The organism is Streptomyces sp. NPDC001851 (assembly GCF_040297165.1).
Classification (GTDB): Bacteria; Actinomycetota; Actinomycetes; order Streptomycetales; family Streptomycetaceae; genus Streptomyces.
On record NZ_JBEOYR010000013.1, the window covers coordinates 143,003 to 165,278 of the forward strand.

22 protein-coding genes are annotated in these 22,276 nt (G+C 73.6%); 16 read left to right on the forward strand and 6 right to left on the reverse strand.

Going from position 1 to position 22,276, the window contains the following annotated elements; genetic code table 11:
• The first annotated feature begins 46 nt into the window (after positions 1-46).
• Complete coding sequence (locus ABT171_RS20770; protein ID WP_351245820.1) at positions 47-583, forward strand: HNH endonuclease; 537 nt, start codon at positions 47-49, stop codon at positions 581-583.
• A 15-nt stretch (positions 584-598) separates the two neighbouring features.
• On the opposite strand, the gene ABT171_RS20775 is transcribed toward ABT171_RS20770, so the two are convergent.
• Positions 599-1,177 (reverse strand): hypothetical protein, encoded by a 579-nt coding sequence (locus tag ABT171_RS20775; RefSeq protein WP_351245822.1) that lies wholly within the window; start codon positions 1,175-1,177, stop codon positions 599-601.
• A gap of 127 nt (positions 1,178-1,304) precedes the next feature.
• Between ABT171_RS20775 and ABT171_RS20780 the strand changes: the two genes are divergently transcribed.
• Genes ABT171_RS20780 through ABT171_RS20790 form a run of 3 tightly spaced genes read left to right on the forward strand, consistent with a single transcriptional unit; the run spans position 1,305 to position 3,963 of the window.
• The gene (locus tag ABT171_RS20780) at positions 1,305-1,538 is read left to right on the forward strand and encodes a hypothetical protein (RefSeq protein WP_351245824.1); all 234 of its coding nucleotides are present in this window, start codon (positions 1,305-1,307) and stop codon (positions 1,536-1,538) included.
• The gene (malQ, locus tag ABT171_RS20785) at positions 1,539-3,629 is read left to right on the forward strand and encodes a 4-alpha-glucanotransferase (protein WP_351245826.1); all 2,091 of its coding nucleotides are present in this window, start codon (positions 1,539-1,541) and stop codon (positions 3,627-3,629) included.
• Positions 3,630-3,687: 58 nt separating this feature from the next.
• Positions 3,688-3,963, forward strand: a complete 276-nt coding sequence (locus ABT171_RS20790) for a hypothetical protein (protein ID WP_351245828.1) — start codon at positions 3,688-3,690, stop codon at positions 3,961-3,963.
• Between the two features lie 499 nt (positions 3,964-4,462).
• Here ABT171_RS20790 and ABT171_RS20795 read toward each other — a convergent pair whose 3' ends face one another.
• Together ABT171_RS20795 and ABT171_RS20800 are read right to left on the reverse strand one after the other, a co-directional pair.
• Positions 4,463-4,633 carry a hypothetical protein gene (locus ABT171_RS20795; RefSeq protein WP_351245830.1) on the reverse strand — a complete coding sequence of 57 codons (171 nt, stop codon included), beginning with the start codon at positions 4,631-4,633 and terminating at the stop codon, positions 4,463-4,465.
• A 38-nt stretch (positions 4,634-4,671) separates the two neighbouring features.
• On the reverse strand, positions 4,672-5,178 hold the full coding sequence (locus ABT171_RS20800; RefSeq protein ID WP_351245832.1) for a MarR family winged helix-turn-helix transcriptional regulator: 507 nt from the start codon (positions 5,176-5,178) through the stop codon (positions 4,672-4,674).
• 104 nt (positions 5,179-5,282) lie between these two features.
• Here ABT171_RS20800 and ABT171_RS20805 point away from each other — a divergent pair, with 104 nt between their 5' ends.
• The 6 genes from ABT171_RS20805 to ABT171_RS20830 all read left to right on the forward strand — a co-directional run bounded on the left by ABT171_RS20805 (position 5,283) and on the right by ABT171_RS20830 (position 11,809).
• A complete protein-coding gene (locus ABT171_RS20805) occupies positions 5,283-6,650 on the forward strand; it encodes an MFS transporter (protein ID WP_351245834.1) in 1,368 nt (455 codons plus the stop codon).
• Positions 6,647-7,576, forward strand: coding sequence for an EamA family transporter (locus ABT171_RS20810; RefSeq protein ID WP_351245836.1), 930 nt, complete (start codon positions 6,647-6,649; stop codon positions 7,574-7,576). The genes ABT171_RS20805 and ABT171_RS20810 overlap by 4 nt, the downstream gene beginning before the upstream one ends.
• A 34-nt stretch (positions 7,577-7,610) precedes the next feature.
• A complete protein-coding gene (locus tag ABT171_RS20815) occupies positions 7,611-8,525 on the forward strand; it encodes a DMT family transporter (RefSeq protein ID WP_503075884.1) in 915 nt (304 codons plus the stop codon).
• Positions 8,526-8,542: 17 nt separating this feature from the next.
• Complete coding sequence (locus tag ABT171_RS20820; RefSeq protein ID WP_351245838.1) at positions 8,543-9,451, forward strand: LysR family transcriptional regulator; 909 nt, start codon at positions 8,543-8,545, stop codon at positions 9,449-9,451.
• Between the two features lie 165 nt (positions 9,452-9,616).
• Positions 9,617-10,978 (forward strand): RNA polymerase subunit sigma-70, encoded by a 1,362-nt coding sequence (locus tag ABT171_RS20825; RefSeq protein WP_503075885.1) that lies wholly within the window; start codon positions 9,617-9,619, stop codon positions 10,976-10,978.
• A gap of 69 nt (positions 10,979-11,047) precedes the next feature.
• Positions 11,048-11,809 carry an SDR family NAD(P)-dependent oxidoreductase gene (locus tag ABT171_RS20830; protein ID WP_351245842.1) on the forward strand — a complete coding sequence of 254 codons (762 nt, stop codon included), beginning with the start codon at positions 11,048-11,050 and terminating at the stop codon, positions 11,807-11,809.
• Between the two features lie 80 nt (positions 11,810-11,889).
• On the opposite strand, the gene pepN is transcribed toward ABT171_RS20830, so the two are convergent.
• The gene (gene pepN, locus ABT171_RS20835; protein WP_351245844.1) at positions 11,890-14,463 is read right to left on the reverse strand and encodes an aminopeptidase N; all 2,574 of its coding nucleotides are present in this window, start codon (positions 14,461-14,463) and stop codon (positions 11,890-11,892) included.
• Positions 14,464-14,575: 112 nt separating this feature from the next.
• Between pepN and ABT171_RS20840 the strand changes: the two genes are divergently transcribed.
• A complete protein-coding gene (locus tag ABT171_RS20840) occupies positions 14,576-15,055 on the forward strand; it encodes a DUF1203 domain-containing protein (RefSeq protein ID WP_351245846.1) in 480 nt (159 codons plus the stop codon).
• 180 nt (positions 15,056-15,235) lie between these two features.
• On the opposite strand, the gene ABT171_RS20845 is transcribed toward ABT171_RS20840, so the two are convergent.
• Positions 15,236-16,255, reverse strand: coding sequence for an aspartate-semialdehyde dehydrogenase (locus ABT171_RS20845; protein WP_351245848.1), 1,020 nt, complete (start codon positions 16,253-16,255; stop codon positions 15,236-15,238).
• Between the two features lie 240 nt (positions 16,256-16,495).
• Entirely contained in the window at positions 16,496-17,038 is a 543-nt protein-coding gene (locus ABT171_RS20850; protein WP_351245850.1) for a CGNR zinc finger domain-containing protein, read from the reverse strand.
• Positions 17,039-17,151: 113 nt separating this feature from the next.
• On the opposite strand from ABT171_RS20850, the gene ABT171_RS20855 reads away from it, so the two are divergent.
• The 5 genes from ABT171_RS20855 (at position 17,152) to ABT171_RS20875 (ending at position 22,185) form a co-directional block, all read left to right on the forward strand.
• Positions 17,152-17,598 (forward strand): VOC family protein, encoded by a 447-nt coding sequence (locus tag ABT171_RS20855; RefSeq protein WP_351245852.1) that lies wholly within the window; start codon positions 17,152-17,154, stop codon positions 17,596-17,598.
• A gap of 2 nt (positions 17,599-17,600) precedes the next feature.
• Positions 17,601-18,491, forward strand: a complete 891-nt coding sequence (locus tag ABT171_RS20860) for a pyridoxamine 5'-phosphate oxidase family protein (protein ID WP_351245854.1) — start codon at positions 17,601-17,603, stop codon at positions 18,489-18,491.
• A gap of 9 nt (positions 18,492-18,500) precedes the next feature.
• Positions 18,501-18,989 carry an NUDIX hydrolase gene (locus tag ABT171_RS20865; protein ID WP_351245856.1) on the forward strand — a complete coding sequence of 163 codons (489 nt, stop codon included), beginning with the start codon at positions 18,501-18,503 and terminating at the stop codon, positions 18,987-18,989.
• A gap of 200 nt (positions 18,990-19,189) precedes the next feature.
• Positions 19,190-20,953 carry a TIGR03767 family metallophosphoesterase gene (locus tag ABT171_RS20870; protein ID WP_351245858.1) on the forward strand — a complete coding sequence of 588 codons (1,764 nt, stop codon included), beginning with the start codon at positions 19,190-19,192 and terminating at the stop codon, positions 20,951-20,953.
• Positions 20,954-21,048: 95 nt separating this feature from the next.
• Positions 21,049-22,185, forward strand: a complete 1,137-nt coding sequence (locus ABT171_RS20875; protein ID WP_351245860.1) for a serine hydrolase domain-containing protein — start codon at positions 21,049-21,051, stop codon at positions 22,183-22,185.
• Positions 22,186-22,276 lie beyond the last annotated feature (91 nt).

Here is a 22,276-nt window from a genome sequence, read left to right on the forward strand (position 1 = left end):
TCGTCCCGGCGCGAGCCACGCGCCGCCGACGCCCAAGGAGGCACCCGTGCCGCATGTCCTGGTCCTCAACGCGTCGTACGAGCCGCTCGGCGTCGTACCGCTCCGCCGCGCGCTCGTCCTCGTCCTGGAGAACAAGGCCGTCTCCCTGGAGGAATCCGGCGCCTTCATGCACAGCGCGACCGTCACAGTCCCCGCACCCAGCGTGGTCCGGCTCAAGCGATTCGTACGGGTTCCCTACCGGGGGCCCGTTCCGCTCACCCGGCGCGCGCTCTTCGCCCGCGACGGCGGCCGGTGCATGTACTGCGGTGGCGTCGCAACCAGCGTCGACCACGTCATCCCGCGCAGCCGCGGGGGCAAGCACGTCTGGGACAACGTGGTGGCCTCCTGCCGCCGCTGCAACCACGTCAAGGCCGACCGCCACCTCGTCGAACTCGGGTGGCGGCTGCGGCACAAGCCGGCTCCGCCGACCGGGCTGGCCTGGCGGATCATCGGTACGGGGCACCGGGACCCACGGTGGTTGCCCTATCTGCAGCCGTATGGTGCGGATGACGCTCTGGCCCGGATCGACGGCATCTCCGCCTGAGATCCGGGGCGGTGTTCAGCCGGGTCCCCCAGGGCGTGCGCCGCGCACGGCGTACCGGGCGGCGCCCGGCGCGAACGCGCCCGGCGCCGCCGCCCACGCGCCCCTCTCCACGCCCGGCTGCATCGGCCACGCCCACACCGTCGGCGCGCTCCCCTGCACGCCGTGGCCGCCCCTGTACACGGCCGAGACACAGCCGGAGGCCGGCAGCCGGCTCGAATTGTCAGACAGGCCTAGGACGGTCGGCAGCACGAGCCGGGCCAGGCGGCGCGGCCACCAGGGGCGTACGGCCGTACGGTCCAGCTCCGCCGAGGGGCTGTACCGGCTCCCCCCGGTCACGGCCGAGTCCGGCAGCGGGGCCGGCGCCACGACCGGCACCCGGCGGTCGGGGTCCCGATAGCTGTCCAGCCGACCGGCGGACCACACCGCGAACACGGTGGTCCCGGCGGGCGCGGCCATCGCGGCCGCGTCCCCCGCGGCGACGGCCCGCGGCAGCGCCGCGTCCCCGTCGGCGCCCCCGTCGCTCTCCCGCCGGCCCCCAGGGGGCGGACCCGTCTCACGCCCTCTCTGCCGATCACCGGTCCGGTGCCGGATCACAGCCCGCCCTCACGGGTGCTCCGAAAACGGCCGCGCGTGCGGACGCCGTCTCGGGGTAGGCCTGCCGTAACCCGTTCAAAGCCGCACCATCCGACGCGACCGACCGACCCACCCGAAGGAGACCCCCGTGGCCGCACCGGCTCGACTCTCGATCCCGGCCCAGTGGAAACCCGTGGCGGAGCCGTCCGCCACGACCGCCGAGGCACCGCTGTGCGTCTTCAGCGCCGAGAGCGCCTGCGCCCAGGCCCCGCTGACCAGCGAACCGCCCCTGCCCGACGCCGAGCCCCTGACCAGCGAGCCGCCGCTCGCCGAGGCCACCCCGCTGACCAGCGAGTCCGACGGCTTCGGCGCGGGGTTGTAGATGGCCGCGGCGTTCGAGGACCTCGCGGGCGCGGAGCTGTCCCGGCTCGCCGAGCTGCACGGGGTCGCCACCTCCTACAGCCCCGCCCCGGGCCGCAGCGTCCCGGTCCCCGCCTCCGCCGTGGTCGCCGCGCTGGCCGCCCTCGGCGTCGACGCGGCCGGACCCGACGCCGTACGCACCGGGCTCGCCGCCCGCGAACGCGCACTGCGCGAGCGCCTGCTGCCGCCCACGGTCGTGCACTGGGCCGGCGACGCGCAGGGCCCCGCCGCCCTCGCCGCGCTGCCGCCCGGCACCCGCCTGCGCGTGCGGACCGAGGAGGGGGAGGAGCGGGACGGGACCTGGAACCTCCCGCTCGGCGTGCACCGCCTCACCGCCGCCGCCCCCGACGGCCGCACCGGCCACGCCCACCTCGTCGTCGCGCCCGACCGGCTGCCCGCCCCGCCCGGCCGCTCCCACGGCCTCCTCGTCCAGCTGTACTCCCTGCTCTCCCGCCGCTCCTGGGGCATGGGCGACCTCGGTGACCTCGCCGAGCTGGCCGGCTGGGCCGGACGCACCGCCGGCGCCGGATTCGTGCAGGTCAACCCACTGCACGCGGCCGTACCCGGCGCCCCCACCGACCCCTCCCCGTACCGCCCCTCCTCCCGCCGCTTCCCCGACCCCGTGCACCTGCGGATCGAGGACATCCCCGAGTACGCGTACGTCGCGGACCGCGAGCGGCTCGACGGCCTGCTGGAGCGGGCCGGGCGGCTGCGCGCCGCCGTCCTCGACAAGGGCGCCCTCATCGACCGCGACGCGGTGTGGCAGCTGAAGCGGGAGGCACTGGAACGGGTGCTCGCCGTCCCCCTGGGCCCCGGCCGCCGGGCCGCCTACGACGACTTCCGCGCCGCCCACGGCCAGGCCCTCGACGACCACGCCACCTGGTACGCCCTCGCCGAGGCCCACGGCTCCGACTGGCACACCTGGCCCGAGGGCCTGCGCGACCCCGGCTCGGCCGCCACCGCCCGCGCCCGCGCCGAGCTCGCCGACCGGATCGAGTTCCACGCCCGCCTCGCCTGGCTCACCGACGGCCAGCTGCGCGCCGCCCAGCGCGCCGCCCGCGAGGCCGGCATGCCGGTCGGGATCGTGCACGACCTCGCCGTCGGTGTGCACCCGGCCGGCGCCGACGCCTGGGCGCAGCAGGACGTGTTCGCCGCCGGCATGTCCGTCGGCGCCCCGCCCGACGCCTTCAACGCCCGCGGCCAGGACTGGGGTCTGCCGCCCTGGCGCCCCGACCGCCTCGCCGCCTCCGGATACACCGCCTACCGCGATCTCCTGCGCGCCCTCTTCCGCTACGCCGGAGCCCTGCGCATCGACCACGTCATGGGTCTGTTCCGGCTGTGGTGGGTCCCGCAGGGCAGCCCGCCCACCGAGGGCACCTACGTCCGCTACGACGCCGACGCCATGCTCGCGATCCTCGCCCTGGAGGCCACCCGCGCCGGGGCCGTCGTCATCGGCGAGGACCTGGGCACCGTCGAGCCCGGCGTCCGCGAGACCCTGCAGCGGCGCGGGGTGCTCGGCACCTCGGTGCTGTGGTTCGAACGCGACTGGGAGGGCGACGGCCGCCCGCTGCCGCCCGACCGGTGGCGCGCCGACTGCCTGGCCACCGCCACCACCCACGATCTGCCGCCCACCGCCGCCCGGCTCACCGGCGACCACGTCGACCTGCGCGACCGCCTGGGCCTGCTCACCCGCCCGGCGGTCGAGGAACGCGCGGAGGCGGTCGCCGACACCGCCGAGTGGCTCGCCCTGCTCGGCAGCCTCGGCCTGCTGGACCTGACGGCCGCCGGGCCGCCCGGCACCGACGAGGAGGAGGAGATCCGCGCCGTCCACCGCTTCCTGCTGCGCACCCCGGCCCGGCTGATCGGTGTCTGGCTCCCGGACGGCGTCGGCGACCGCCGCCCGCAGAACCTGCCGGGAACCTGGGACCAGTACCCGAACTGGCGGCTGCCGATCGCGGACCGCGAGGGCCGGCCGGTGCCGCTGGAGGAACTGACGGCCGCACCCCGGCTGCGCGCCCTGCTCGCTGTGTTCGCACAGCTCGGAGACGGGTGAACGCCCGGTACCGGACCCCGCGCGCGCGGCCTTCCGGGTGGTTCGCTAACTTGAGATCGTGGACAAGAAGAACGCCCTGCGCGCCGGCGCCCTGGCCGCCGGTACGACGCTGATGATGCTGCTCATGTCGTCCCCCGCGCTCGCGCTGACCCGCGACGACGGCGACGACCCCGGCCATGGCCTGAGCGTCATCCAGACGCTGGGCCTCTACGTGCTGATCCCGCTCGCGCTGTTCGTGGTCATCACCGGACTGGTGATGGCGCTGGACAAGTCCAAGATCAGGGTCATTGCCCCCTCGTCCAAGGCGAAGTCCGAGGCCCGGGCCAAGGCCTGACCGGACACCGGTTCTGTCGCCGGGGGCGCCCTCCTCCCGCCGGTACGCGCACACCGCCGTACCCGGGTGAGACGGGTGCCCTCGGTGTTTTTCCCGCCGAGGGGATACCGGCCCGTCGCCACGGCGTGTCCCACGGGGCCACCCGCGCGACTCCGCCCGTCTCAGGGGCGGCCCACAGAGCGCCGTCGGGGCCGGGGCGATGCCGTGCGGTTCGGGCGACGGTGAGGGCAGCTCGTACGCGGCGATCCCGCCGCTCGCGGTGATGTGCCCGACGCGGTCGGCGCCCCGTTCGGGCCGGCTGGAGCCCGCCCTCCCCGACTGCGCCACCGCCTGACGCGGCCGTCTCGCCGAGCCGTGCCGCCCGGTGGCGCCGTCCGGTCGCGCGCTGCTCCGGCTCCGGACGCGTCGGCACCTCGGCAAGTCCCCGCACGCCTCGCCGGCCACCGGTCGACACGGCGCCGCCCTCGCCCCCGGCCGGTGCCGGAGAGGTTCGGTGCCGTCAGGTACCGCTGTGCGGTCGGCCCGCGCCGGCCGGCAGGTTCCGGGCCGGCGGCGGTCGCGGCACATGGCGGCTCAGGGCCGGCCCGAGCGGCTCGGCGGCACACGGTACGGCCAGGGTGCGGGCCTGCTCGGGGTCGGGGTGCACCTGCCGGGCCACCGGCAGCGGCACCGCGGATCCAGCGCGACGGCCGCCGCGCACGTCGGCGGTCAGTGCGGCGCCTCCAGTGTCCCCGCGAGCAACTCCCTCAGCATGCCGTTCAGCTGGCCGACCTGTTCGTCGTCGAGGAACGACAGAGCCTCCGTCTGGACCGCGAGGCCCGCGCCGACCGCGCGGTCGATGACGTCCAGCCCCTTCTCGGTCAGCGTCACCTTCAGGCCCCGGCGGTCGTGCGGGTCGGGGGAGCGGCGGAGCAGTCCGGCCTTCTCCAGCTTGTCGAGGCGACCGGTCATCCCGCCGGTGGTGAGCATGAGGGTGCCCGACAGCTGGCGCGGCGAGAGGGTGTACGGCTCACCGGCGCGGCGCAGGGTCGCGAGGACGTCGAACTCGCCGCGGGAGATGCCGAACGACTGGTACGTCTTCTCCATGCGGTCGCCCATGGCCCGGGCCAGGCGGTAGATCCGCCCGAAGACCTCCATCGCCCTGGAGTCGAGGTCGGGCCGCACGGCCGCCCACTGGTCGACGATCGCGTCGACGGAATCCTTGCCTGCACTCATGTGCCGAGTATCCCGTGCGGGACGGTCGCCAGCAAGAAAGTAGCTTGATGGAAAGTTGCTTAGTGCTAAGCTACTTTCCATCAAGTCACTTCCAGGGGGCACGCATGGGAACACCGAAGAGCGAACGCATCCCCGGCGCATGGGCGCTGCCGCTCAACGCCGCCGTCAACGGCGTCGGCACCGGTATGTACGTCCCGTTCACGCTGGTCTTCTTCCACGCCGTGACCGGGCTGTCCTTCACGCTCGTCGGCGCCGTGCTCACCGCCACCGGCCTCGCGGGCATCGCCGTACTGCCGCTCGCCGGGACGACGGTGGACCGGTACGGCGCCAAGCGCGTGCTGTATGTGCTGTCCGGGGTCCGGGTCGCCGGCTTCGCCCTCTACCCCTTCGCCCACTCCCTCCCCGCCTTCGCGGCCGTGGCCCTGGTCACCGCCGCCGCCGACCGGGCCTTCCCGGCGGCCCAGCAGGCCCTGATCGGCGAGGTGGCGCGCGGAACGGGGCGGGACCGGCTGCAGGCGTCGACGCGCGCGCTGCAGAACGCCGGAAACGGGGCGGGCGCACTGCTCGCCACACTGGTCATCTCCCTGGCGGGCAGCGCCGGCTACACGTACGCGGCCTGGGGCAACGCCCTCTCCTTCGCGCTCGCCGCGCTGCTGCTGCGGCCCCTGCGGCCGGCGCCCGCGGCAGGGGAGGAGACCCCGGTCCCGCACCGGGCCGGCGCCGGCTACCGGCTCGTCCTCGCCGACCGGTCCTTCCTGGTCGTCACCGGCGCCAACTTCCTGAACGCGCTGAGCTATTCGGCGCTGTCGGTCCTCTTCCCGCTGTTCATGGTGGAGTGGCTGCACGGGCCCTCGGTGCTCACCGGTACCGCCTTCACCCTCAACACCGTGCTGTGCGCGGTCGCCGGGGTCGGTGTCGGTGCGCGGGTCCGCAGGGCCGGTGCCCGGCGCACCCGCGCGGCGGCGCTGGGCGGGGCGCTGTTCGCCGCCGCCTTCGCCGCGCTGATCGTGCTCGGCACCGTGCGGCCGACGTCGGACACGGTCCTGGGCGGCGCCATGGTCGCCGTGGTCCTCGTCTACACCCTCGGCGAGCTGATCCACAGCCCCGCCGCCCAGGTGCTCGCGGTCGAGGCGGCGCCCGAGGCGGTGCGCGGACGGTACCTGGCGGCGTACCAGATGTCCTGGTCGCTGGCGAAGGCGGTGGCGCCCTCCCTGTTCACGTCCCTGCTCGCGCTGGACGGCCGGGCACCGTGGGCCGTCCTCGTGCTGACCTCGGCGGTGGCCGCCGCCCTCCTGATCCGCGCGGAACGCCACCTGCCGGCGGAGGCGGTGCGCCCGCGGCCGGCCGAGGCGGTACGCGTGCCGACGCCGGTGGTCCGCACCGGCGCCCCCACCCCGGCCCGGGCCACCGTCCCCGTCCAGGCCCTCGCGTCCGCTCCCGTCGTCGCCGAGCCCGAAGGGATCCGGTCATGAGGCGATCCGGCACCGTCCTGCTCACCGCGCTCGCCCCGGTCTCCTGGGGCACCACCTACGCGGTCACCACGGCACTGCTGCCCCCGGACCGCCCCCTGTTCACGGCACTGCTGCGCGCCCTGCCCGCCGGGCTCGTCCTGCTGGCGGTGACCCGGGTGCTGCCGCGCGGCGGCTGGTGGTGGAGGTCGGCGGTGCTCGGCGCGCTGAACATCGGTGCCTTCTTCCCGCTGTTGTTCGTGTCGGCGTACCGGCTGCCCGGCGGTATGGCCGCCGTCGTCGGCTCGGTGCAGCCGCTGTTCGTCGTCGGTCTCGCGGCGCTGCTGCTCGGGCGGCGACCGGCCCCGCGCACGCTCGTCACCGGCGTCGTCGCCGCGCTCGGTGTCAGCCTCGTCGTCCTCCAGGGGACCGGCACGCTCGACGCCGTCGGGGTGCTCGCGGCCGTCGCCGCCACCGCCTCGATGGCCGCCGGTACGGTCCTGACCAAGCGGTGGGGCCGGCCGGACGGGGTCGGCCCGCTGGCGCTCACCGGCTGGCAGCTCACCGCGGGCGGCCTGCTCATCGCGCCGGTCGCCGTCCTGGCCGAGGGCGCCCCGCCCGCCCTGGACGTCAGGGCCGTCGGCGGCTACGCCTACCTCGCGCTGGCCAACACCGCGGTGGCGTACTGGCTCTGGTTCCGCGGCATCGACCGGCTCACCGCCCCCCAGGTCGCCTTCCTGGGCCCGCTCTCCCCGCTGACCGCGGCCGTCGTCGGCTGGGCGGCCCTCGGTCAGACGCTCACCCCCGTGCAGGTGACGGGCATGGCGCTGGCGTTCGGCGCGGCGCTGGCGGGGCAGCTGGGCGGAGGCAGGCGCCGATCTTTCAGTTCAGCTGAAAAGAATCGTCGAAAAGATTCGATGGACCTGACGGATCCGGCGCTGCGACGGTAGGGGACACGGAACACCCGCCGCCGAAAGGAGCCCCGTGGCAGCCGTCCTGCCCAGGACCACCACCTCCGCCCCGTCCGCCCGCACGTGCGCCGCTCCCGCGGCAGGCCTCGCGCTCGCCGCCCTCGCCACCCTCGTCTGGTCCGGCAGCTTCGTCACCTCGCGCGGTCTGCACGACAGCGTCCCGCCCGTCCAGCACGCCTTCTGGCGCTGGGTCGTCGCGCTGCTCGCCGTAGCCCCCTTCGGCGCCCGGCAGGCCTGGCGGCAGCGGGCGCTGATCCGCCGCCACGCCCGCTACGTCCTCCTCGCGTCCTTCCTCGGTGTGGCGGTGTACAACACCCTCGTCAACCAGGCCGGACTGACCGCGCCCGCCGCCACCATGGGCATGATCATGGCCGCGTCGCCGGTGCTCATGGCGGTCTTCGAACGGCTGGGCGGCGTACGGCTCGGTGCCCGCCGCACCACCGGGCTGCTCATCGCCTGCGCGGGTGCGACGCTGCTCGTCGGCGGCGGCGCGGGCTTCGCCACCGGAGACCTGTGGATGATCGCGGCCGCCTGCTGCTTCGCCGGCTACAGCGCGCTGCTGCGCCGCCGGCCCGCCGGACTGAGCGGCACCGGCTTCCTCTTCACCACCTTCCTGACCGGCACGGTCCTGCTGCTGCCCGCGCAGGCGGTGAGCGTGACCGTGCAGGGCTCCTTCCACCCCACCCCCGCCACCGTCCTGCCCCTCCTCTACGTCGGCGTCGCCTCCTCCGCGGTGGCCTTCTTCGCCTGGAACAAGGCCGTCGCGCTGATCGGCGCGACCCGCGCGGGCATCGTCTACCACCTCCAGCCGGCCTGCTCGGCCCTGCTGTCCTGGGCCGTGCTCGGCGAGACGACCGGCCTGCCGCAACTGCTGTCGATGGCGCTGATCCTGGGCGGGGTGGTGCTGGGCGCGGGATCCCGCAGGTGACGTGTAGCTTTCCCGGCATGGCCGAGTGGGACATCCGGAAGCTGCAGATCCTGCGCACCCTGCGCGAGCGCGGCACCGTGACCGCGACGGCCGAGGCCCTGCACATGACCCCGTCCGCGGTGTCCCAGCAGCTCACCAACCTCGCCCGGCAGCTCGGCGTGCCCCTGCTCCAGGCGCGCGGCCGCCGGGTCCGGCTCACCGACGCGGCCCGGCTGGTGCTGGCCCACACCGAGCCGGTCTTCGAGCAACTGGAGCGCGCGGAGGCCGCGTTGGCGGCGTACGTCCAGGGGGAGGCGGGGGAGGTCCGGGTCGCCGCGTTCCCGACGTCCGTACCCGCCCTGGTCGTACCGGCCGTACAGGCCCTGCGGACCACGCACCCCCGGGTGACGGTCCGGGTACGAGAGGCGGAGGCCGCCGAGGCCTACGACCTGCTGACCGCCGGCGAGGCCGACCTCGCCCTGTCCCTCGCGGCGTCGGCCCCCAGCGCGGCGGACGCCCGGTTCACCCAGGTCCCCCTGCTGGCCGACCCCTTGGACGTCGCCCTGCCCCCCGGCCACCCGCTGGCCGCAGCCCCCGCCCTGACCCTCACCGACCTCGCCGCCGAACCCTGGATCTTCGGCGGCAGCGGCCCCTGGTCCGACATCACCCGCCGCGCCTGCGAGGCGGCCGGCTTCAGCCCCCACCAGGGCCACTCGGCCTCCGGCTGGACCGCGATCCTCGCCATGGTCGCGGCCGGCATGGGAGTGGCCCTGGTCCCGCGCATGGCCGCGGGCCGCCGCGACGGGGTGGTCCTGCGCGACCTCGGCCCGGGCGGGCCGGTGCGGCATGTGACGGCCGCGGTGCGCAGGGGCGGGGAGACGGGGCGGGCGGTGGCCCGGGTGCTGGAGGCGCTGGGGGCGGCGGCCGCCGGTGTCAATCGGGGGTGAACTCGTACTGGACCTCACAACTTGGGGGCGCCGTGGTGGCACTGGGCGCCCCCCATGGCCGTACAGGCGGCTACTCGGCCGCCGCGTCCGCCGCCCGGGCTGGCGGGGACCGTGCCGGTGCGCGAGGATCGCTGACCCGGAGTGCGAGTGGTTCTGGTGGGAGGGGTGGCCGTGGACACGTGCGCCAGCTGTGGCGGTCCTCTTCCCGCGCGGGCCGGTCGGCGGGGGCGTAGCTCGGTGTACTGCTCGGCGGCCTGCCGGCAGCGGGCGTACCGGGGGCGGCAGGGCGGCGGGGACCTGGAGGAGCTGATCGAGTCGGTCGGCCGGCAGGCGGGTGCGCTGGTGCCGAGGCCGGCCTCCGCCCTGTACGCGGGCGTGACCGAGCTGTCCGCCTCCGTGGCCCGGCTGCGCCGGATCGCGCGGCTCGCGCAGGAGACGGCGGAGCGATCCGTCACGGAGACCGGCGTGACGGAAACCCCCGGGGGCGGCAGCCCGGTTTCCGTCACGGAATCCCCCGTCACGGAATCCCCCGTGACGGAATCAGGCGGGACGACCGTCGCCGGTCCGCCGTTCGACGAGAGCGCCTTCGCCGCGCTCACGGAGGCGCACCGCCGGGAGATCCGCGCCCACTGCTATCGCATGACCGGCTCCTACGACGACGCCGAGGACCTGGTCCAGGAGACGTTCCTGCGGGCCTGGCGGGCCCGGGACGGCTATGAGGGGCGGGCGGGTGCCCGTACCTGGCTGTACCGCATCGCGACCAACGCCTGCCTGGACTTCCAGCGCCGTACGGCCCGCCGCCCGCAGCACTACGAGCCGCTTCCCGGCATGGACCACGGCCCCGGCGAGCCGCCCGGCCGGATCACCTGGCTGCAGCCCTGCCCGGACGACGAGCTGCCGGACAGCGCCGCGGAGGCGCGCGAGACCGTGGAGCTGGTCCTGCTGGCCGCGCTCCAGCACCTGCCGGCCCGGCAGCGCGCCGCGCTCGTGCTGCGCGACCTGCTCGGACTCACCGCCGCCGAGACCGCGCAGGCCCTCGAAACCTCCGTGGCCTCGGTCAACAGCGCGCTGCAACGCGCCCGCCCGGCCCTGCGCGAGCATCTGCCCGCGAGCCGTACGGACTGGACGGCCACCCCGCCCACGGACGCCCAGCGGGCCACGCTCCAGCGGTACATGACGGCCGCCGAGCGGCTGGACTTCGACGCGATGGCCGGGCTGCTGGCCGAGGACGTCACGCTGACGATGCCACCCAACCCGTTCTGGTTCACGGGCCGCGCGGCGCTGCTCGCCTTCCTCCGCCCCAGCCTCGACCCCGCGTCCCCCCTGTTCCTGGGCCACTGGCGCCACCTGCCCGCCCGCGCCAACGGGCAGCTCGCGGCCGGGGGTTACGTCCGCCGCCCCGGTACGAACGTCTACCGCGCCCAGGTCCTGGACGTGCTCCGCTTCGACGCCGAGGACCGCGTCGCGGAGATCACCTCCTTCGAACCGCACCTGTTCCCGGCGTTCGGGCTGCCGCTGCGGCTGTGAGCGATGAGCGCGCGGGGCGCCGTACGTCAGTACCGGTGAACGTGACGACACACCGACAGGGAGTTCACCATGCTGCTCACCGACAAGACCGCGATCATCTACGGCGCCGGTGGCTCGATCGGCGGTGCGGTGGCCCGCGCCTTCGCCCGCGAGGGCGCGCGGGTGCACCTCGTGGGCCGTACCCGCCACACTCTGGACGCGGTGGCGAAGGAGATCACGGCGGCCGGCGGGCACGCCGAGACGGCGGTCGTGGACGCGCTGGACGAGGCGGCCGTGGAGGAGCACGCGGGCCGGGTCGGCACGATCGACATCTCCTTCAACCTCGTCAGCCGCGGGGACGTCCAGGGCGCACCGCTGACGGAGATGCCGGCCGACGACTTCCTGCGCCCCGTCCTCGACGGCACCCGCGCCGCCTTCCTCACCGCCCGCGCCGCCGCCCGCCGCATGGCCGAGCGCGGCTCCGGGGTGATCCTCACCCTCAACAGCGGCTCCGCGCACGGCAGTCCGATGATGGGCGGCACCGGCCCGGCCGACGCCGCCGCCGACGCCCTGGTGCGCAACCTCGCCATGGAACTGGGCCCGCGCGGGGTGCGCGCGGTGGGCCTGTGGGCGGCCGGTGTCCCGGAGACGCTCAGCGGGGACAAGCTCCGCACCGTCGACCCGAACGTGAACGTCGCCGGCATCCTCGACCACCTGGCGAGCCTGCGCATGACCCGCCGCAACCCCACCCTGGCCGAGATCACCGCCACGGCCGTCTTCCTCGCCTCCGACCACGCGGCGGGCATCACCGGCACGTTCGTGAACGTGACCGGGGGGATGTTCCCCGGCTGAGCACGGGGGATGTGCCCTGGCTGAGCACGGCAGAGGGCGCCCGGCACGGATGCCGGGCGCCCTCGTGGCCGTGGCGACGGCTAGGAAGCCGCCGCGTCCGCCGCCTGGGCCCTCAGCGCCCGCTCGATGCCCGCGCGGGACTCCGAGACGAGGCGGCGCAGGGCCGCGTTCGGCTCGGCCGCGGCCAGCCAGGTGTCCGTCTTGGCCAGGGTCTCCTCGGAGACGTGGACCGACGGGTACAGGCCGATGGCGATCTGCTGGGCGATCTCGTGCGAGCGCGCGTCCCAGATGTCCTTGACGACCTCGAAGTAGCGGTCCGCGTACGGCGCGAGCAGCTCGCGCTGGTCGGTCTGGACGAAGCCGCCGATCACGGCCTCCTGCACGGCGTTCGGCAGCTTGTCGGACTCGACCACCGAGGCCCAGGCCTCCGCCTTGGCCTCCTCCGTCGGGCGGGCCGCGCGGGCGGTGGCCGCGTGCCGCTCACCGGCCGCGGTCTTGTCCCGCTCGTACTCGGCCGCGATCTCCGCCTCGTCGAAGCGGCCGACCGCCGCGAGGCGCTCCACGAACGCCCAGCGCAGCTCGGTGTCCACGGCCAGGCCCTCGACGGTCTGGGTGCCCTCCAGCAGCGCCTCCAGCAGGTCCAGCTGCTCGGGGGTGCGGGCGGTCGCCGCGAAGGCACGGGCCCAGGCCAGCTGGTGGTCGCTCGCCGGCTCGGCCGCACGCAGGTGGGCCAGCGTGGCATCGGTCCAGCGGGCCAGCAGGGACTCGCGGGCGGCCGGGTCGGCGTACAGGTCGATCGCGAGCTTCACCTGGCGGTGCAGCGACTGCACCACGCCGATGTCGGACTCCTTCCCGATGCCGGACAGGACCAGGGCGAGGTAGTCGCGGGCGGCCAGCTCGGCGTCCCGGGTCATGTCCCAGGCCGAGGCCCAGCACAGGGCGCGGGGGAGGGAGGCGTCGAAGTCGCCCAGGTGCTCGGTGACGAAGGCCAGCGACTCCTCGTCCAGACGCACCTTCGCGTAGGACAGGTCGTCGTCGTTGAGCAGGACCACCGCCGGGCGGCGCTTGCCCGTCAGCTGCGGTACGGCCGTCAGCTCGCCGTCGACGTCCAGCTCGACGCGCTCGGTGCGCACCAGCTTGCCGGACCCGGCGTCGAGGTCGTAGAGGCCGATCGCGATGCGGTGCGGGCGCAGGACCGGCTCGCCCTTGGCGCCGGCGGGCAGGGCGGGCGCCTCCTGGCGGACGGCGAAGGAGGTGATGACGCCGGAGGCGTCCGTGGCCACCTCGGGCCGCAGGACGTTGATGCCCGCCGTCTCCAGCCACTTCTTCGACCAGGTCTTCAGGTCCCGGCCGGAGGTCTCCTCCAGCGCGCCGAGCAGGTCCGACAGGCGCGTGTTGCCGAACGCGTGCGCCTTGAAATAAGCCTGCACGCCCTTGAAGAACTCGTCCTCGCCGACGTACGCGACGAGCTGCTTCAGCACGCTCGCGCCCTTGGCGTAGGTGATGCCGTCGAAGTTGACGAGGACGTCGTCCAGGTCGCGGATGTCCGCCATGATCGGGTGCGTGGACGGCAGCTGGTCCTGCCGGTACGCCCAGGTCTTCATCGAGTTGGCGAACGTCGTCCACGAGTGCGGCCAGCGCGAGCCGGGCGCGGCGGCCTGGCAGGCGATGGAGGTGTAGGTGGCGAACGACTCGTTCAGCCACAGGTCGTTCCACCACTCCATCGTGACGAGGTCGCCGAACCACATGTGGGCCAGCTCGTGCAGGATGGTCTCGGCCCGGACCTCGTACGCCGCGTCGGTCACCTTGGACCGGAAGACGTACTGGTCGCGGATGGTCACCGCGCCGGCGTTCTCCATCGCGCCCGCGTTGAACTCCGGCACGAACAGCTGGTCGTACTTCGCGAACGGGTACGCGTAGTCGAACTTCTCCTGGAACCAGTCGAAGCCCTGCCGGGTCACCTCGAAGATCGCGTCCGAGTCCAGGAACTCCGCGAGGGACGGGCGGCAGTAGATGCCCAGCGGCACGGACTGCCCGTCCTTCTCGTACACGCTGTGCACGGAGTGGTACGGGCCGACGATCAGCGCGGTGATGTACGACGAGATGCGCGGGGTCGGCTCGAAGACCCAGACGTTGTCCTGGGGCTCGGGCGTCGGCGAGTTCGAGATCACCGTCCAGCCCTCGGGCGCGCGCACGGTGAACTGGAAGGTGGCCTTCAGGTCCGGCTGCTCGAAGGACGCGAAGACGCGGCGGGCGTCCGGGACCTCGAACTGGGTGTAGAGGTAGGCCTGCTCGTCGACCGGGTCGACGAAGCGGTGCAGGCCCTCGCCGGTGTTGGTGTAGGCGCAGTCCGCGACGACCCGCAGGACGTTGCGCCCCTCCAGCAGCCCCGGCAGGGCGATCCGCGAGTCCTTGAAGACCTCGGCGGGGTCCAGCTGGTCGCCGTTGAGGACCACCTCGTGGACGGCCGGCGCCACCAGGTCGATGAACGACTCCGCGCCCGTGCGGGCGACGTCGAAGCGCACCGTGGTCACGGACCGGTAGGTACCGCCCTCCTGCGCACCGGAGAGGTCGAGATCGATCTCGTACGAGTCAACGGTGAGCAGCTCGGCCCGCTGCTGCGCCTCTTCGCGAGTCAGGTTTGTGCCAGGCACGCGGTCATCTCCTCGTTATGTGTCGGTTGCGCCATCCTTCCATGGGACCCACGGGGAACGCGATGTCCGGTTCCCGCCGGTCAGCGGGGCGCCGCGGCAGGACGCTGGACGCATGACGACGACACACACCCCGCGTCCCGTCCCGCCCCGGGTGCTGAAGGAGCTGCGGACCGCCGACGACGCGGGCCGCACCCCGGTTCCCCTCACCGACGAGGAGGGCGGCGCCCCGCTGCGCTGCTGCCTGCGCCACAGCGCGCCGGGCGAGCGGATCGCCCTGGTCTCGTACGCCCCGCTGCGCCGCTGGGCCGCGGAGACGGGCGCCGATCCCGGCGCGTACGACGAGCAGGGCCCGGTCTTCATCCATGCCGGGGACTGCCCGGGGCCGTCCGGCACCGGCCTGCCCTTCACCAACGCCCACCGGGTGCTCCGCCGGTACGCGGCGGACGGACGGATCCTGGGCGGTCGTCTGGTGGAGCCCCCGGAGCGCTTCGACGAGGCCTTCGCGGACGCCTTCGCCGGCCCCGAGGTGGCGTTGGTTCAGGTGCGGGCGGTGGAGTTCGGGTGCTTTCTCTACGAGGTACGGCGGGGCTGAGCCGCCGCCGGCCTCCCGCGGGGCTCCGGGGCGGCGATCCCCGCGCCCCGCGGCCGGCCCCGCCGCATGCCGTCCACGGGCCGGCGGGGGCCGCTCTCGCCGGGCCGGCGGCGCTCACCCCGGGCCGGTGCGCGGAAGGGGCGGCCACGTGACCGTGACCGCCCCTTCCGCGCGGGTGACCTACTGGGCGGACAGCTCCGCCGCCACCAGCTCCGCGATCTGGACCGCGTTCAGCGCGGCGCCCTTGCGGAGGTTGTCGTTGGAGATGAACAGGGCGAGGCCGTTGTCCACCGTCTCGTCGCGGCGGATGCGGCCGACGTACGACGGGTCCTGGCCGGCCGCCTGCAGCGGGGTCGGGATGTCGGACAGGGCCACGCCGGGGGCGCCGGAGAGGAGCTCGGTGGCTCGCTCGGGGGAGAGCGGGCGCGCGAAGCGGGCGTTGACCTGGAGGGAGTGGCCGGAGAAGACGGGCACGCGCACGCAGGTGCCGGAGACCTTCAGGGCGGGGATCTCCAGGATCTTGCGGGACTCGTTGCGCAGCTTCTGCTCCTCGTCGGTCTCGTTCAGACCGTCGTCGACGATCGAACCCGCCAGCGGGAGCACGTTGAAGGCGATGGTGCGCTGGTAGACGTTCGGCTCGGGGAAGTCGACCGCCCGGCCGTCGTGGGTGAGCTTGTCGGCCTCGGCGGCGACCTTCTGCACCTGGCCGTGCAGCTCGGCCACGCCCGCGAGACCCGAACCGGACACCGCCTGGTAGGTGGCGACGACCAGCGCTTCGAGGCCCGCCTCCTCGTGCAGCGGCTTCAGGACCGGCATCGCGGCCATCGTGGTGCAGTTCGGGTTGGCGATGATGCCCTTGGGACGGTCGGCGACCGCGTGCGGGTTCACCTCGGAGACCACCAGGGGTACGTCGGGGTCCCGGCGCCAGGCCGAGGAGTTGTCGATCACGACGGCGCCCTGGGAGGCGACCTTTTCGGCCAGCGCCTTGGAGGTCGCGCCGCCGGCGGAGAAGATCACGATGTCCAGGCCGGTGTAGTCGGCGCTCGCCGCGTCCTCCACCGTCACGCCGTCCAGCACGGACCCGGCCGAGCGGGCCGAGGCGAACAGGCGCAGCTCGGTGACCGGGAAGTTCCGCTCCGTGAGGATCCTGCGCATGACCGTGCCGACCTGACCGGTGGCTCCGACGATTCCGACCCTCACAGTGACTCCCTCTATGTGTCTCTTTGCATGACCGGGGCGTTTCCATCATGCGGCCGACCCCGGTCCACCTGTCCAATTCTTTGCGCGGCGTGCCCGAAGGGTGGGACGCGATCACCCCGGCGACGGTTGCCGTGCCGTCCCGCCCCTGCCCGTCCGGGGCACGGCCACACGGCGGTGTGACGTACGCCTCCGCGCGTCGGCGCCGCCGGTTCCCCTTCGGCCGTCGGTTCCCCTTCGCCGTCAGTTCTCCTTCGAGCGCGCGTAGTGCCGGGACGCCTTCGCGCGGTTGCCGCACACGGCCATCGAGCACCAGCGGCGGGTGCCGTTCCGTGAGGTGTCGAAGAAGTGCAGGATGCAGCCGCCACCGGAGCAGGTCCGGATGCGCTCCGGGGCCCGCGTGATCAGGTCCAGGTAGTTCCGCGCGGCGAGCCAGGCGGGCCCCCACGACGGATCGGCGAACTCCGGCTCCTCGGCGGGGCCCTCGGGCGTCAGCCGGGCCCGGATCCGCCCGTGCGCCAGTACGGCGTCCACGAGCGGCGCCGCCTCCCGCGGTGACCCGTGCACCGCGGCCCTGATCGCCTCGCGCGCCTCACGCAGATGCTCCAGCACCTCCGCGTCGGGCGCCTGGGTCCCGGCCAGCCCGTTGCCCGCGAGCCACACCGCCAGCCCCGCGGTGCCGTCGAGCAGGTCCTGGGTGACGCCTTCCCGGTTCCACCGGGTGTTGAGCAGGTCGAGGGCGAGAGGCTCGCCGGTGAGGGGCCTGGGGTCGCGGGCGGCGGTCATCGGGCACTCCTTCTCTCCTAACCACTCAATTGTAGGTGAGCGGTTGACCGTCGGGTCTCTAACCTCTTAACGTGGATAAAGAAGGTTAGATAGTCGCCTCGGAGGAGAACACCATGGCTCCGCGCATCGCGCACGCAGGTCTCAACGTCACCGACCTCGACCGCTCCCTCGCCCTGTACCGCGACCTCCTCGGCTTCACCGTGCTCGCCGAGGGCAAGGAGGAGGGCCAGCGCTGGGCGATGCTGGGCGAGAGCGGCGGCGCCCCGCTCGTCACGCTCTGGCAGCAGGCGCAGGGGTCGTACGACAGCGGTCGCCCCGGACTGCACCACCTCGCCTTCACGGTCGACTCGATCGACCGCGTCCGGGAGTACGAGACCGCGCTGCGGGCCGCCGGGGTGCACTTCGCCCACGACGGCGTGGTCGCCCACCGTGAGGGCGGGACCTCGGGCGGGATCTTCTTCCACGACCCGGACGGCACCCGCCTGGAGATCGCCGCCCCGCTCGGCCCCGACGGCGCCCCCGCCCCCCACGCCTCCGCCCCGACCTGCGGCTTCTTCTAGCCATGGGCGCCTATCACGCGGGCTCACTCGCCGTGCAGGAACTGATGGGCGTACGCGACCGCGCCGACCACGTGGGCCGCTCCCTCGGCCAGGACATCAAGCCGGTGGCGGCGGCCTTCCTGGAACTCCAGCCGCTGCTGGTGGTGGGAGCGGCGGATCCGGGAACGGGGAGGGTGTGGGCGTCGGCGCTCACGGGCGCACCGGGTTTCGTCCGGGCCACGGGTCCGAGGCAGGTGTCCGTCGTCACCGGTGCCGGGCCCGGGTCCGACCCCCTCGCCGCGGCCCTCAAAGCCCCCGGCGGCCACATCGGCACCATCGCCCTGGACCCCCGAACCCGTCGCCGCATGCGTCTCAACGGCCGGCTGAGACCGACACCCCGGGGGTTCGCCATCGAGGCCGACCGGGTGTTCTCCAACTGCCCCAGACACATCCAGCGCAGGGAGACGTACGAGACGGTCGGCGACCGCACACCGGGCAGCCCCCGCAGGCTCGCCGGACTCGGCCCGCGGGCGACGGAGTTCATCCGTTCGGCCGACACCTTCTTCCTGGCCACGATCCACTCCGCAGGAGTCGACGCCAGCCACCGCGGCGGCAACCCCGGCTTCGTCCAGGTCGCTTCACCCCGCGAACTGACCTGGCCCGACTACCCCGGCAACGCCATGTTCCTCACCCTCGGCAACCTGCGCACCGATCCCCGCGCCGGCCTCCTCTTCCTCGACTGGACCACCGGCACCACCCTCCAGCTCACCGGCGAGGCGCACACCGACATCACCGCCGGAGGCGACCGCAGGGTCCGCTTCAGGCTCACCGAGGCCCGGTGGGCCCCGGCCGCCCTGCCCCTGCGCTGGTCCGCGCCCGAGTATTCCCCGGCCAATCCGGACGTGCCGGGCTAACGTCCAGGGATGCGACGGAACTTGAGGGTGGCGGCCTACGCCGTATGCGTCCGGGACGGACAGATCCTGCTCGCTCGTTCACCAGCCCCCGACGGAACCCCCGAATGGGTGCTGCCCGGCGGCGGCATGGAGCACGGCGAGGATCCGTACGACACCGTCCGCCGCGAGGTCACCGAGGAGACCGGCTACCGCATCGAGGTGACCGGTCTCCTCGGCGTGGACTCCCGGCGCCATCTCTTCCCCCGCCGAGGGCTGCGTCGCCCCACCGCCCACCACGCCCTGCGTCTCCTCTACGAAGGAGAGGTCACCGGCGGTGAACTCCGGTACGAGGTCGGCGGATCCACCGATTTCGCCGCGTGGCAGGACCTTTCGGCCGTCCCGGACCTGAACCGGGTGCGTCTGGTGGACATCGCGTTGCGGCTGCGGCGGGAGCGCCCCGCGGACGGCCATCTGGTCGACGGGACCCGTCTCCTACCCCGGGAGATGAACAAGGAGTAACCGCCCCTCGGCCACGCGCAATCCACTCCGTGACCGCGTCCCGTACTCCGTGATCCACGTACGGCGATCGGTGCTGCGTGTTGCCGCCGCGTTCACGCGCAGGTCATCCCGGGTACCAAGCATCCAGAGTGAGCGGGGCGTTCGCGCAGGCGACGTCCCGTGACCACTGCCGACGCGTTCGCACTCGGGGAGATCGCGCCATGTCGCGCTCACGCTCTGTCACCACCTCCGCTTCGGAGGTCAACCGCCGTACCGTCCTCGCCGCCGCCGGAGCGGTCTCGCTCTCCGCGGGCGTCGGCTACGCCGTGCGCCCCGCCGACAGCCGGGCCGCCACCACCGCCACCTCCTCCGCCGAGGCACCCGTCGCCGCCTCCCGGAGGGTCTCCGCCGCTGCCTCGCTCGCCCCGTACACCAAGGGCACCACCCTCGCCTCCGTCGCCACCCCCCGGAACAGCTCCGGCTACCGGCGTCTGGCCGACGGCCCGGGCTGGCAGCGGGTGGTGCGCGGCGAGCTGGCCGCCCCCAGGTCCGGCCGCGCGGGCCGCCGTACGACCCTCGCCGCGTTCGTCCAGTTCACCGACCTGCACCTGATGGACGTTCAGCATCCCCTGCGCTGGGAGTTCCTGCGCGCGGCCGACCAGCACTCCTGGCGCCCGCACGAGGCGCTCACCGTGCCCGGCGCCGTCTCGCTCGTCGAGCGGGTCAACGCGCTGCGGGGCGCCCCGGTCACCGGCGCCCCGCTGCACTTCGTCATGACCACCGGCGACAACACCGACAACAACGCCCACTCCGAGCTGGAGTGGTTCATGAAGGTGATGAGCGGTGGCCGCATCAGCCCCAACTCCGGGGACCCCAGGCACTACGAGGGCGTGCAGAACAGCGGTCTGAAGCTGTACTGGCAGCCCGACTCCACCACCCGGGACGGCGACAAGGCGCTCGGCTTCCCGCACCTCCAGGGCTTCCTGGCCGCCGCGATCCGCGAGGTGCGGAGCCCCGGCCTCAACCTGCCCTGGTACTCCACCGTCGGCAACCACGACGCCCTCCCGCTCGGCGCGTACGGCTCCCACGGCGACCCCTATCTCGCCGAGGCGGCCATCGGGGGGAAGAAGCTGATGGACGTCCCCGCCGCCGACGCGAAGAAGCTCCTGGAGAGCATCAACAACGCCACCGACCCCAAGGGCGTCGGCTACCGCGACTTCCTCAAGGCCCACGCCCGCTCCATGCGCTCGGTCACCCCGGACGAGCGGCGCGCCCCGTACACCCAGGGCGACTACCTCAAGGCCCACCTGGACCCCGCCCACCAGGGCCACGGCCCGGTCGGCCACGGCTACTCCTCGGCGAACCTCGACGCGGGCACCCAGTACTACGCCTTCCGTGTCTCCGAGGACGTCATCGGCATCAGCCTCGACACCACCGACCCCGGCGGCCATTACAACGGCTCGATCGGCACCGCCCAGCTCAGGTGGCTCGACCGGACGCTCAAGGACAACAAGGACTCCTACGCGGTCGTCTTCAGCCACCACACCAGCGATTCCATGAACAACACCCGCCCCGATCCGGCCCGCCCCGGCGAGAAGCGCCACACCGGTGCCGAGGTGCTCTCCGTCCTCTCCGCCCACCCCCGTGTCCTCGCCTGGGTGAACGGCCACGTCCACAGGAACGTCATCACCCCGCACCAGGCCTTTGGCGGCCGGTCCTTCTGGGAGATCTCCACCGCCTCCCACATCGACTACCCCCACCTGGCCCGCATCATCGAGCTGACCGACAACAAGGACGGCACGGTCTCCGTGTTCACCACCCTGATCGAGTCCGCCGCGCCGCACCGCACCGACTACGCCGACCTCTCCCAGACCGGCCTCGCCGCCCTCTACCGCGAGCTGGCCTGCAACGCCCCCGGCGCCAACAAGACCCTCGCGGGCGGCCCGGCCGACCGGAACACGGAACTGGTGCTGAAGAAGGGCTGAAATTCACTCAACTGGGGTACCTGCAAGCAACCTTCGCGCATCCGCCACAGGTTCTCTTCCCCGACCGGACCGAACATTCCAGGTTGGGGGAAGACATGCGCGTACGCACGACCCTGGTGGGCGCCACCGCCCTGCTCGTCTCGGCGGCCCTGGCGGCACCGGCCGTGGCCGCCACCGGCACGCGGGCGCACGGCGGCCACGCCGGCACCCGCAAGGCCATCGAGGCGGCGGTCGCGGCCGGTGTGCCCGGCGCGACCGCCACCGCGAAGGACGCCCACGGCACCTGGTCCGCCACCGCCGGCGTGGGCGACCTGCGCACGGGCGAGCCGCGTTCCACCGCCGACCGCTACCGCGTCGGCAGCATCACCAAGACCTTCGTCGCCACCGTTCTGCTCCAACTGGAGGCGGAGGGCCGGCTGTCCCTGGACGACACGGTGGACAGGTGGCTGCCGGGGGTCGTCCACGGCCACGGTCACGACGGCCGGCACATCACCGTACGGCAGCTGCTGAACCACACCAGCGGCATCGCCAACTACACCGAGGACGCGGACTTCGGCCGTGACTACTTCACCGAGGCGGGCTTCGCCCGGCACCGCTACGAGACCGTCGGCCCGCGCCGACTGGTGGCGGTCGCGATGCGGCACGAGCCGTCCTTCGCGCCGGGCACGTCCTGGCGCTACTCCAACACCAACTTCGTGGTGGCGGGCATGGTGATCGAGAAGGTCACGGGACACTCGTACGCGACCGAGATCGAGCGCCGCATCATCCGCCCCCTGCGTCTGAGGGCCACGTCCCTGCCCGGTACGAAGGTCACCGTGCCGCGGCCGAGCAGCCGCGCCTACTCGAAATTCACCGATCCGAACAGCCCGGCGTACGACGTCACCACCCTCAACCCGTCCTTCGCCTCCGCCGCGGGTGAAATGATCTCGGACTCCGCCGACCTCGACCGCTTCTACAGCGCCCTGCTCCGCGGAAAGCTCCTGCCGCCCGAGCAGCTGAAGGAAATGAAGACCACCGTCGAGGCCAGGGGAATCCCGGACGCCCGCTATGGCCTCGGCCTGATGGACACCCGGCTGACCTGCGGCGTTCATGTCTGGGGGCATGGCGGAGGCATCCACGGCTCCGCCTCTGCGGCGGTGACGACGCCCGACGGCCGGCATTCCCTGGCGCTGAATTTCAACGGTGACTGGTCGGGGGACGCCGATGCCGTGATCGAGAAGGAATTCTGTTAGCCACCGTTTCACGCGCGACATTCCGTGTTAACCCGTACGCAATGTCCGTACCGCCTCATATCGGCTAACCCGCTTTGGACGGGGATGGCTC